Genomic DNA, 12,347 nt, shown 5'->3' with positions numbered 1-12,347 from the left:
TACTCAGCTTTATCGGCAATAACCAAATCCACCTATTAGCCGATGCCCTACAAGGGGCTGCAGGTAATGCCCATACAGGTAAAGTCTATCAGTTTCTATATACAGGTAAAGAAGGCAATAACCTCAAATTCCAAAACTTGCTCCTCAGTGGTATGCAGTTAGTGTTCGAACCCGCCACCGCTGCCGATTGGTCACGTACCCCTGCGTTGTACAAAAATATCACCCCTTTAACCACCGCTGCCGCTCATTATTACCTAAAAGTAAGCACTGCTACGGGTACGCCCACTACCTATCCTATTGAGTTTACCAATAGAGTGTTATCACTGAAAAATACCCAAAGCAAAGTCGCTGTTTTGGCAACTGAAAAAGGTGTTGCTTTCCATCGCGCTTTTACCTTAGGCGGACAGTCTTTCACCGAGTTAGAACGCGTTGCAGGTAGTGTACCCCCCGTGTATAAAGCAACCGTGAATGGCGTTACTGCCGAGCTTTTCTACTCCTCAGTACCACCTAATTTCTTTGATGGCGACGATTATAAAGATATCAATACCACTATCGAAGCTTTTGCTCTTATGAGCCAGTATTTCAAAAATAATGAGTATATGACCGAGGCTTTCTATGAAGATGTATTGAAAGTCGATGCCTCTACCGACCTCTATATGCTCAGAGTAATGTTCGACGGTGCCACCGATTGCCATATCCAAATAGGACATATTTTCCCTGAAAAAGGCTTCTCTGTACTCCAAATCAGCTGTAAGTACGAACTCAAAAACAAACGTTTGTACTTTAAAGATAGTGATAAAAACCTGAGCACTTCTGCGCCTGATGTTTGGGGTGACGAGAAAAACAAAGCAATCTTAGAACAAGCACAACGCGCCTTAGGAAGTGTCTATGCTCTTGGAGCACAAGGGTTGTACATCAAAAAACTGAACATCAAAGTTAAACCCCAAGAGGATAACCCCGTATATCTATTGCAAAGCTACGAATTTCCGTTGTACGCTTTCCCTATCTGGGGAGTCCCACTGTAGGGGCGATTGGCAAATCGCCCCTCCTGACCCCTGACCCCTAATAATGAGAAACTTAAGAAAGAAATAATAATAATGAAAAAATCCTTAAAAAACACCGTTCTCCTCGCGCTCGCTATGAGCCTCTCATTCTGCTCTAAGAATGATGATGACAACACTGGTAACGACTCCGTTACTCCAGTACAAAACCCTGCCTTGATGAAAGAGCTCACCGCATCTCCCGAAGGCTGGAAACTTACGTATGTCTCTCCTGATGATTCTTTTGGAGGCTATAATTTCCTGATGAAGTTCGACGATCAAGGCAAGGTAACAATGCTCTCCGATCTCAGTGCTACGGCTACCCCTACCACCAGCAGCTACCGCACTCAAGAAGAGGGGAGAGGCTTAGTACTCAGCTTTATCGGCAATAACCAAATCCACCGTTTAGCCGATGCCCTACAAGGAGCTGCAAGTATTGCTCACACAGGTAAAGTCTATCAGTTCCTATATACAGGCAAGGAAGGTAATAACCTCAAATTCCAAAACTTGCTTCTGGGAAACAACGCTTCTGTAGTGTTTCAACCCGCTACTGCTGCCGATTGGTCGCGCACTCCTGCGTTGTACAAAAACATTGCCCCTTTGAGCAACAACGCCTCTCACTATTACCTGAAAGTAAGCCCTACTACAGGTAGCCCTACTACCTATCCTATCGAGTTTACCAATAGAGTGTTATCACTGAAGAATACCCCAAACAAAATTGCTACTTCAGCAACTGAAAATGGCATTGCTTTCCATCGCGCTTTTACCTTAGGCGGACAACCTTTCAACGAATTGAAACGCGTTGAAAACAGTAACCCTCCTACCTATCGCACTACCGTGAATGGAGTTACCGCCGAACTTTTCTACTCATTACTCTCTCCTGACGATTACAACAGTGATGATTACCAGCACATCAATACCCAAATTGAAGCACTTGCGATTAACACTCAAGTAATGAAAAAATATGAGTATCTAACCGAAGCTTTCTATCAAGATGTATTGCGTGTAGATGCCACTACCGACCTCTATATGGTGATGATGACCTTCTCAGGAACTGTTTGCCAAATAGAAATAGGACACAATTTTGAAGAAAATAATCTTTCTTTTATAAGTGTAAACGCTAAATACGAACTCAAAAACAAACGCTTGTATTTCACCGAAACTGACGGAACTTTAACAGTTGATAACGAAGATCTTTGGAATGACCCTAAGAACAAGGCAGTGGTAGAACAAGCCAAACGAGCCTTAAATCGCATCTATGAACTTGGTAATCAAGGTTATTATGTGAAAAAATTGGATCTCTCTATCCGACCTTTTGCTACAAACCCCATCTATTTTTTCCAAAGCTATGAACATCCTCAATATGCTTTCCTTGCTTGGGGACAATAAATAGTAATTTTTGCATCAATACACTTTGTCAAAGTTTCTTGCCCGTGCGGCTCGCACCTTTGGCAAAGTCTATTTCCTAACCCCTAACCCCCTAAAAAAACAATGAAAAAAATCACCTTCCTCCTGCTCGCTATGAGCCTTTCGTTCTGCGCTAAGAACGACAACCCCACTGCTGGAGATGACCCTATCACTCCAGTGCAAAACTCTGCCTTAATGAAAGAGCTTACTACAGCTCAAAACGGCTGGAAACTCTCCTATACTAATGGAAACAGCATAGGCGTTTATCAATTCCTCCTCAAGTTCACCTCTGAGGGCAAAGTATCTATGCTTTCCGACCTCAGTGCGACCGCTACCTCCACCACCACGCGCTACACCACTCAGGAAACCAAAGAAGGCAGTGTATTGAGCTTTGTAGGCCAAAATTATCTACACCAGCTCGCCGATGTACTCCAAGGCGACCCCGCTAAAGATTTTTCAGGTAAAGTATATCAATTCCTATATCTCGGTAAAGAAGGTGATAAACTCAAATTCAAAAACCCTTTCAGCAATCAGCCGTCGCAACTCTATTTTGAACCTGCCACTGCCACCGATGAAGCGCAATTCCCTAATCTTGCGCGCAATATAGTGCCACTCACCGAGCACACATCTCACTACCTTTTGAAAGTATCAACAGCCACTACTTCGCCTACCCTTTACTCTATTGCTTTCACCAATAGAGTGTTAGCCCTTCAAGGCGCCACGGTAAAAGCACCCGTAAAAGCCACCGAAAACGGCATCGTTTTGGTACCACCTCTAACGATAGAAGGTAAGAGTTTCAGTGATTTAACACGTAGTGGCAGTACCGAAACTCCCACTTATAGCGCGACGGTAGAGGGGGTAACTGTCGAATTGTACTATTCACTCATCAGCCCAGAGGTCTTCAATTCCGATGATTATTTAGCCATCGTCAACGATCAGGTGAGTGCCTTCACCTATTTAGAGTCCTCCTTTAAAAACTCAGCTTATACAAGTAAGCCTTTCCACGACAACTTTTTAGCAATTGATAGTGAAAAAGCGTTCAACTCTATCACTATCCGTTTCAAGGCAGGAAACAAAGTAGATCTTATCATTGGCTATAAATTCCCCGATAAATCGAGTACCGAATCAATTACTGCCAATGCCACCTATGAGTTCAAAGATAAAAAACTCTATATGACCTTTCAAAGTTTCAAGCATCCAATGGCTTCGAGCTCTTGGTTAAAACCCGAAAACCGCGCCCTCTTAGACCTTGCCTTTGAGCGTTTAGAAAACTTGATAGCCCTCAGCAACGAAGGTTTGTACATCAAAAATACAGGAGAAAAACAAAACGATCGCTTTATCTATTTCTTCCAAAGTCATAGTAAGCCCTCTTTCTATTTTCCTGCTTATGCACTCAAAAAACTATAATACTTTATGAAAAAGAATGTTCATTGGAGTAATACAGTAAGAATCATCACAGTATTAGTAAGTGTATTAGTCATCGTTGCTTTAGTGACGATGGGCAGGAATTATCTTTTAAATCCCAACTACGGCTTGTTGTTAGGTATCATCGCTATTACCATTACCTTAGCTGTATTTATACTCAGCGCTCCTATGAGTATAGTGTTAGAACCCGATAAACTTACTTTGAAAAAACTTTTCGGTAGTAACAGCTTAAAATACAGCCAAATCCTCTCCGTAGAAAACACAAGCCGTCGTTTTGGGATATGAGAATTTTCGGTTCAGCAGGCTTTTTTGGCTATATAGGTATTTTCTGTAACAAACGTATCGGAAAGTACACTTCATTTGTAGGTGATACTCATCAGTGTTTTTTGGTAACCACCAAAAGCGGTAGAAAATACGCCCTCAGTTGTGAATCGCCCGATGAGGTGATAACACAACTTACCGCTAAATTGTAATACACCTAAAAAAACAGCAAATTTGCTAATTAATAAATTTGTCAATTACAAAAAGTTTCGTATCTTTGCGGGTGAAATCAATAAACAAAAACATTCACCTTAAAAACGCAATTATTATGAGACAAAGAGTACCCGTTTCACAAATTATGAGTAAGGAGTTAGTAACCCTCTCTCCCGATCAATCACTCTATGAAGCCGAACGTTTGTTCAAAAAACACCGTATACGCCACATCCCTGTGGTCGAAGGCGATAAACTTATAGGCATTGTAAGCTATTCCGACCTCCTTCGTATCAGCTTTGCCGATATGACCGACGGCGATGAAGAAGTAACCTCCGTTGTCTACGATATGTATACCATCCCGCAGATTATGGCTAAAACACCCCTTACAGTAACTGCCGATACCTCCATCAAAGAAGTAGCCGAAATCCTCGCCGCCCAAAGCTTCCACTCTATCCCCGTGGTAGATAACGGCAAACTTGTCGGCCTCGTAACCACTACCGACCTTATCAAATACCTATTAGAACAATATTAAATTTAGGTAAGAGGTAAGAGATAAGAAACGCAAATTCTTACCTCTTACCTCTTACCTTTTACCTGAATATGAATGAATTAACATTAGAACTTACCGAAGTTAGCCCCCAAGTATTTTGTGGGGAAGACGAAAGTAATATCAAGTACATCAAAACCCTATTTCCTAAACTGAAAATCGTTGCACGCGGTAGCAAACTCATCGTTTTTGGCGAAGAACTACAGCTCAAAGATTTCCAAACACAAATCGAAAAACTCATCGCCTATTGCGCAAAATACAACCGCTTAGACGAGCGCACTATCGATAGTATTCTTTCTGCATCTACCCCCGAAACTGCCGAAAAAGTACGTGAAGAAGATATCATTGTACACGGAGTCAGTGGTAAAATCATCCGCCCGCAAACCCAAAATCAAGTAAAATTGGTAGAAATGATGCGTAATAACGATATGGTTTTTGCCGTTGGGCCTGCCGGTACCGGTAAAACTTATGTAGGGGTAGCCTTAGCTGTAAAAGCCCTCAAAGAAAAACAAGTACGCCGCATCATCCTCACCCGTCCAGCAGTCGAAGCAGGCGAAAACCTCGGTTTCCTCCCTGGTGATCTCAAAGAAAAACTCGACCCCTATATGCAACCTCTTTATGATGCCTTGCGCGATATGATTCCCCACGAAAAACTCAACGCTTTTATTGAGGCTGGCATCATCGAGATTGCCCCTCTTGCCTTTATGCGCGGACGCACCTTAGACAACGCTTTTGTAATCCTCGACGAAGCTCAGAACACCACCCACGCCCAGATGAAGATGTTCCTCACCCGTATGGGGCGCAATGCCAAGTTTATGATCACCGGTGACCCTGGTCAAATCGACCTCCCTCGCAAAGTCTCTTCCGGACTCAAAGAAGCAATGCTCATCCTCCAAAACGTACAAGGCATCGCCTTCCTCCACTTAGACGATAAAGATGTTGTGCGCCACCCATTAGTACGCAGCATCATCGAAGCCTACAAAACCATAGAAAACAACGAATAGTCGTAGCACGACAAACAATTATATTTTACCCATAACCCCCAAGACTCTCTGAGAGTTCCAAGTTTCTCAGAGAGTCTCCCATTGTTCCCATTGTTCCCACCTCAGTCGTTTGCTTATTTATAACATTCTTCATTTTACTTCCTTATTACTCAAAAACTTCTCACGTTATTCCAACCTTTTCAAAAAATCTTCGTTTATATGGGAGAAAGCAATAAAAAGCTTTCTAAAAAAATCAACTGATAATCAGTGTGATAAAAAATAATTAATACAAAATAACAAATTAAAAGTACCTTGCATTGCATAATACCTTTATTTATCATATCTTTGCACCGTAAAATTAATTTAGTAACCAAAAACCATATAAACAGATGAAAAAGATTATCCTATCACTGCTATTAGTTGTAACTACCTGCAGCTTTGCACAATCTTCTTTTAAAGGTACATTAGTTAGCCCCGACCAAAAACCTATAAGTGCCGCTAATGTTATCCTGATGTCCCTACCCGACTCTACCCTCGTAAAAGGGGCAATAAGCAATCAGCGAGGTGTTTTTGAACTACCCAATGCCGCTGAGGGTAAAAAAATACTTCTCAAAATTACCCATTTGGAATATCAAACGGAGGTATTCACCCCCTCGGGGAGTAACTTGGGCACCATTGTTTTGACTCCTGCTACCAATCAGTTAGGAGAAGTCGTGCTAACAGCTCATCGCCCGATATTAGAACAAAAGGGTACGCGCATCAGTACCAATGTGGCGCAATCGACCTTGCAGAACCTCCCCAAAGTCGATTTGCTTATCAACTTCTTGCCTGGGATGAGTACCTCGTACACGGGCGGGGGCTTTGAGGTGTTTGGCAAAGGCAATCCTATCTTCTACATCGATAACCGCAGGGTGCGCAACCTTGATGAAATTTATCAGTTATCTCCCAAAGATATTGAGAGCATAGAGCTGGAAACCCAACCTGGTGCGGAACACGACAATACCGTCGGGGCAGTTATCTACATCAAACTGAAAAAGAAACAAGGCGATGGACTGAGTGGGTCGGGTGAAAATGAAAACTATGTGTTAAAAAAAGGTGCTATGATAACTACTTGGCTTAACCTGAACTATCGCAAAGGCAAAACCGACTGGTTTACTACTATAGGCAACTTCAACAACTTCAACAAGAAAAATGCTGACATCTATCAGGATTTGCAAGTGCATACCCAAAGCAATGATTGGCGCGTGACAAGCGACGAAACTAACAGGAGTAATGCCAAAGGAATAAATGCTAAAATAGGGGTAGCTCACGAGATTTCGGACAAACATTCCATAGGCGCAAGTGTAAGAGGGAGTGTAGAACCTTGGGTAGGACACAGGTTTAGCACCCAAGAGACCACTACCTTCAAAAATAACCTCCTTACTGCCAAAGGGCTCAATGAATACGACCGCTTTAGCCAAAACAAAGACCTGAGCGTTAATGCTTATTACGAAGGTAAACTCACCGATAAACTGAAACTGCAAACCGATGTAGATTATATCGGTCAGCGTTCCGATAACACTTCCGATGTTGTGGAGCGCAACCTCCTCACCACTACCTCTCGTAACGTGCACACCCATTCCGATGCTGCTTCCGATTGGTGGGGACTCAAAACTACTTTCTTGCAAACCCTTGGTAAGGGCGCTATAAACTATGGTGTTGAGGTGAGCGACCTGCATCGCACTGAGGACTATACTGATAATGTGCTTTCGGCTTCGGATATTAAGAATACCGAAACGCGTTCGGCTGGTTTTGTGAGTTTCTCTTACCCTATTAAAAAAGTAAATTTGAAACTCGGTACGCGCTACGAGTACGCCGACTTTGGTTATTACGAAAACGGACAAAAAAGCACCGTGAAAAGCAAGACCTACCGCGATTGGTTGCCCAATATTTCTATCGCATTCCCTTGGGATAAAACTCAACTGACCTTTAGTTATGCACGCAAAATTAAACGTCCAGCTTTTTATGAGCTCAGCGACTACAACAGTTATAGTTCTCCTTTCTTGTACAATCGCGGAAACCCATATATTGTGCCTCAGCTTACTGATGAATGGAATGCCTTGGCTACTTATGGTCCTATTTCGGCTTCGGTAAGTTATTCGAATATTCACAAGGGTATTTATTCCGATTACCAACTCTCAAGCATCAATCCCGATGCCGTTGAAAAAACCCTTCGCAATTACGACGATTTTAGCGAACTGAAATGTGTGCTCAATGCGCAAACCCAAATAGGCAAATGGATGCCTAAACTTACGCTCACTTATAAAAAACCTTTTGCTAACAATGTGTTTTACACCAGTGAAGGTAGGTTTATGGTAGAAATGATGAACCAAATTACTCCTACTGAAAACTGGTTAATCTTGGCGATGTTTATTTATATGAACAAAGGTTCAAACCGAGAAGTCTACGCCTACAAGGATATGAGCGGAATAGTCGTAGGGGTTGCCCGTATGTTCTTCCACCAATCGCTTACAGTGTATGCCGTAATTTCGGACCCTTATAACGGTCTCAATGAGCACACACGCGTACAAAATCCGTACATTAGTAATAGTACTGCTCAGAATTACAGCAATTTTGGATTTAAAGTAGGACTGAGTTACAATTTCAATACCACCCAAAGCAAGTATAAAGGACAAGGAGCTGGAGAAGAAGAGAAAACCCGACTCTAACGAATCACAACACATTATATTATTACGAGAAATCTGAAAAGTCTCAAGAACGTTACAATACCAGCTCCGAGTATTGGTTGCATTTGCATCGCTACACTTTGCCAAAGTTCTAATAGCCTCTCGTGCTACGAGCTTTGGCAAAGTTTATTAATCTGATAATCAAATTGTCTTTAAGTTGTGTTGTGTAGGGGCGTTTTGCAAACGCCCTATATAAATAAACCTTTTCCGGCGCCCTCTTACAAAAAAATCTTTAAACAGCCCCACAGTTTCCACCACTCCCAAATTTGCTAATTTACAAATTTGCTAATTTACTAATTCCCACACTCCCATTCTTTGCCCGTGCGGCTCTCACCTCCCAAATTTGCTAATTCTCTAATTTGCTAATTTCCAAATTCTTACCTCTTACCCCTTACCTCTTACCTCTCAAAAATTTTGCAGTTTCAAATATTTGTCGTACTTTTGCGCCCTAAAAATAAAAGTGTCGTTTGATGACACTATTAAGGAATGTTTAATTTTTAATAAAAATCACAAAGAGTGGACACATTAAGCTACAAAACCATCTCTGCCAATAAAGCCACTGTAAACAAAAAGTGGGTCTTGGTAGATGCTGACGGACAGACTTTGGGTCGCCTTGCTTCTAAAGTAGCAAAACTACTTCGCGGTAAGTACAAACCCGATTTTACCCCTCACGTTGATTGTGGCGATAACGTAATCGTTATCAATGCCGAAAAAATCAACCTCACAGGGAACAAATGGGAAGATAAAACCTATCTTCGCCACACTGGTTATCCAGGAGGACAACGATTCACAGGAGTAAAACAACTCCTCGAAAAACACCCTGAACGTATCATCGAAAAAGCTGTAAAAGGTATGTTACCAAAAACAAGATTGGGTGCAGCAGTTTTACGTAATTTAAAAGTGTATGCAGGTAGCGAGCACAAACAAGAAGCTCAACAACCTGTTACCATTAACTTAAACGATTTGAAATAATGGAAGTAATTCACACCATCGGTAGACGAAAAACCGCCGTAGCGCGTATCTACCTTAAAGCAGGTAACGGTACTATCACCGTAAACAAACGCGAACTCAACAATTATTTCACTACCCCTACATTGCAATACAAAGTAAAACAAGCCCTCAGCCTTGTAGGTGCTGAAGATGCTTACGATGTAAAAGTAAATGTATACGGAGGTGGTATCACCGGTCAAGCCGAAGCCGTTCGTTTGGCTATCGCTCGCGCACTTTGCGAACTCAACGCCGAAAACCGCGCAGTATTAAAACCCGAAGGGCTCCTCACTCGTGACCCTCGTATGGTTGAACGTAAAAAATTCGGTCAGAAAAAAGCCCGTAAGAGATTCCAATTCTCTAAACGTTAATATCAATTTGCTCCTTAGTTTAGCATCCAAATGGCTCAGGCGGTTATCTAAAATTTACAAAACCTCTCCAAGCTATTGCTAATAGTAGGAACGTAAACTATTTAAAAAGAAATGGCAAATAACATAGAAATTAAAGATTTATTAGATGCAGGCGTACATTTCGGCCACCTTACCCGCAAATGGAATCCTAATATGGCTCCCTACATCTATATGGAACGCAACGGTATCCACGTAATCAACTTGTACAAAACCGCTGCTAAAATCGAAGAGGCTACCGAAGCCCTCAAAAAAATCGTAGCCTCTGGCAAAAAAGTGCTTTTCGTGGCTACCAAAAAACAAGCTAAAGACGTTGTTGCCGAAAAAGCAACTTCAGTAAAAATGCCTTACATCACCGAGCGTTGGCCTGGTGGTATGCTTACTAACTTTGTAACCATCCGTAAGGCTGTAAAGAAAATGTCGTCTATCGATAAAATGAAAAAAGACGGTACTTTCGATACCCTTTCAAAACGTGAAAAACTACACGTAGAACGTTTGCGCGAAAAACTCGAGAAAAACTTAGGGTCTATCGCCGATATGTCTCGCCTCCCTGGTGCTCTATTTGTAGTCGATACTCTCCGTGAACACATCGCTGTAAAAGAAGCGCAAAAATTAAACATTCCTATTTTCGCTATGGTAGATACAAACTCCGACCCTCGTGAGGTGGATTTTGCTATCCCTGCTAACGACGACGCTTCTAAAGCTATCGAAAAAGTTCTTTCTTACATCACCGAAGCTGTAAACGAAGGTCTTTCTAGCAGAACTGCCGACGCTAACAAAGAAGCTGAAGCAGCCGAATAAATCAAATAAGCTTTGGCAAAGTTAGGGACTTTGTCAAAGCCTTAAAATTATTTTTTAACTCACTTTCACCGGCTTCTCCCTCCCCTCGGGGGGGAGGGCTGGGGAGAGGATAAATATTAATAAAAATGGCAAATATTACCGCCGCAGACGTAAATAAACTCCGCCAAGCTACCGGCGCAGGTATGATGGACTGTAAAGCTGCCCTCATCGAAGCCGAAGGCGATTTCGATAAAGCAATCGAAGTATTGCGTAAAAAAGGTCAGAAAGTAGCCGCTAAACGTGCCGACCGCGATTCTAAAGAAGGCGCTGCTATCGCTCAAGTAAATGCTAACCACACTGTAGGTGCTATCATCTCTCTCAACTGTGAGACCGACTTCGTAGCTAAAAACGCCGATTTCGTAGCCCTCGCTAAAGATTTAGCTGATCTCGCTCTTACTGTAAATAGCAAAGACGAACTTCTTGCCCTTAACTACAAAGGAATTACCGTAGCCGAAAAACTCCTCGAACAAACAGGTGTGATCGGTGAGAAAATAGAGCTCGGTGCTTTCGAAAAAGTAGAAGCACCTTTCGTAGGTTCTTACATCCACCACGGCAACAAAATCGCTGCTATCGTAGGCTTATCAGCTGCTATCGCCGATGCTGCCGAAGTAGGTAAAAACTTAGCGATGCAAATCGCTGCTATGGGTGCTGAAACCCTTTCTTACAAAGATTTCTCTCCTGAGTACATCGCTAAAGAAACTGAAGCACGCATCGCTATCATCGAAAAAGAAAATGAAGAGTTACACCGCTTGGGCAAACCGCTCAAACACGTACCTCAATACGTTTCACAAGCACAACTCACTCCCGAAGTATTAGCTAAAGCTGAAGCCGATGCTAAAGCTGAATTGAAAGCTGAAGGTAAACCAGAACAAATTTGGGATAAAATCCTTCCTGGTAAGATACAACGCTTCATCTCCGATAACACTACCCTCGACCAAGAAAAAGCGCTCCTCGACCAAGTGTACATCTACGACGAAAGCAAAAAAGTATCCGATTTTGTAAAATCTAAAAATGTAGAGATTACTGCTTTCAAACGCGTAGCCTTGTAATTTATATATTTAAATGATATATGTTAAAAACTCCTCTTACTATTGAGTAGGGGGAGTTTTTCTCTAACTAACGTTAGATCGATATAACAGAATATTGAATTACAGTTTGTAACAGATATACTCACAAAATAATTCAGTCAGGTGAAAATTCGTGAGATAATATATTCACCGTCAGGTGAAAATTCGTGAGATAATCCGTCAGGTGAAATTCGTGAGATAATAAAAAATAAAGACTTTTATACAATCCCATTTTCGTGAAAATTCGTGAAATTCGTGGGCTTTTTCCTATAAATTTAATCCATTTTACATCACAATCCGTGTAAATCCAGCAGCGCCAGCTGCCAATCCGTGTAATCTGTGGGAGACTTTTTAATTCACCATTAGGTGAAAATTCGTGTTCACATACCCAGCTACGCCAACTCGCTGGTTTTGTGGGAGATTAAAAATATTTTACTGATTGTT

12 protein-coding genes are annotated in these 12,347 nt (G+C 41.9%); all 12 read left to right on the top strand.

Going from position 1 to position 12,347, the window contains the following annotated elements; translation table 11 throughout:
- Positions 1 to 1,025, top strand: a 1,025-nt coding sequence (locus tag HMPREF9073_RS11560; RefSeq protein WP_009413958.1) for a DUF4302 domain-containing protein, incomplete at its 5' end; no start/stop codon positions are given.
- Positions 1,026 to 1,097: 72 nt separating this feature from the next.
- Positions 1,098 to 2,429: a DUF4302 domain-containing protein gene (locus HMPREF9073_RS11555; protein ID WP_009413957.1), complete on the top strand. Its 1,332-nt coding sequence runs from the start codon at positions 1,098 to 1,100 to the stop codon at positions 2,427 to 2,429.
- A gap of 102 nt (positions 2,430 to 2,531) precedes the next feature.
- Positions 2,532 to 3,854 carry a DUF4302 domain-containing protein gene (locus HMPREF9073_RS11550; RefSeq protein WP_009413956.1) on the top strand — a complete coding sequence of 441 codons (1,323 nt, stop codon included), beginning with the start codon at positions 2,532 to 2,534 and terminating at the stop codon, positions 3,852 to 3,854.
- Between the two features lie 6 nt (positions 3,855 to 3,860).
- Positions 3,861 to 4,157: a hypothetical protein gene (locus HMPREF9073_RS11545; protein ID WP_009413955.1), complete on the top strand. Its 297-nt coding sequence runs from the start codon at positions 3,861 to 3,863 to the stop codon at positions 4,155 to 4,157.
- Positions 4,154 to 4,345: a PH domain-containing protein gene (locus HMPREF9073_RS11540; protein WP_009413954.1), complete on the top strand. Its 192-nt coding sequence runs from the start codon at positions 4,154 to 4,156 to the stop codon at positions 4,343 to 4,345. Before HMPREF9073_RS11545 ends, HMPREF9073_RS11540 begins: the two co-directional genes overlap by 4 nt.
- A 116-nt stretch (positions 4,346 to 4,461) precedes the next feature.
- Positions 4,462 to 4,878 carry a CBS domain-containing protein gene (locus tag HMPREF9073_RS11535; RefSeq protein WP_034555884.1) on the top strand — a complete coding sequence of 139 codons (417 nt, stop codon included), beginning with the start codon at positions 4,462 to 4,464 and terminating at the stop codon, positions 4,876 to 4,878.
- A gap of 68 nt (positions 4,879 to 4,946) precedes the next feature.
- Positions 4,947 to 5,897: a PhoH family protein gene (locus HMPREF9073_RS11530; RefSeq protein WP_009413952.1), complete on the top strand. Its 951-nt coding sequence runs from the start codon at positions 4,947 to 4,949 to the stop codon at positions 5,895 to 5,897.
- A gap of 368 nt (positions 5,898 to 6,265) precedes the next feature.
- A complete protein-coding gene (locus tag HMPREF9073_RS11525; protein WP_009413951.1) occupies positions 6,266 to 8,584 on the top strand; it encodes an outer membrane beta-barrel protein in 2,319 nt (772 codons plus the stop codon).
- A gap of 534 nt (positions 8,585 to 9,118) precedes the next feature.
- Complete coding sequence (rplM, locus tag HMPREF9073_RS11520) at positions 9,119 to 9,574, top strand: 50S ribosomal protein L13 (protein WP_009413950.1); 456 nt, start codon at positions 9,119 to 9,121, stop codon at positions 9,572 to 9,574.
- Positions 9,574 to 9,960, top strand: coding sequence for a 30S ribosomal protein S9 (gene rpsI / locus HMPREF9073_RS11515; protein WP_002681865.1), 387 nt, complete (start codon positions 9,574 to 9,576; stop codon positions 9,958 to 9,960). The genes rplM and rpsI overlap by 1 nt, the downstream gene beginning before the upstream one ends.
- A 111-nt stretch (positions 9,961 to 10,071) precedes the next feature.
- Positions 10,072 to 10,797: a 30S ribosomal protein S2 gene (gene rpsB / locus HMPREF9073_RS11510; protein ID WP_009413949.1), complete on the top strand. Its 726-nt coding sequence runs from the start codon at positions 10,072 to 10,074 to the stop codon at positions 10,795 to 10,797.
- 125 nt (positions 10,798 to 10,922) lie between these two features.
- Positions 10,923 to 11,885: a translation elongation factor Ts gene (gene tsf / locus HMPREF9073_RS11505; RefSeq protein WP_009413948.1), complete on the top strand. Its 963-nt coding sequence runs from the start codon at positions 10,923 to 10,925 to the stop codon at positions 11,883 to 11,885.
- The last annotated feature ends 462 nt before the right edge of the window (positions 11,886 to 12,347 follow it).

It is taken from the genome of Capnocytophaga sp. oral taxon 326 str. F0382, from assembly GCF_000318295.1.
In the GTDB taxonomy this organism is placed as follows: domain Bacteria; phylum Bacteroidota; class Bacteroidia; order Flavobacteriales; family Flavobacteriaceae; genus Capnocytophaga; species Capnocytophaga periodontitidis.
The sequence above is the reverse complement of the archived record's forward strand: the minus strand, read 5'-3'. Positions and strand labels throughout refer to the sequence as shown.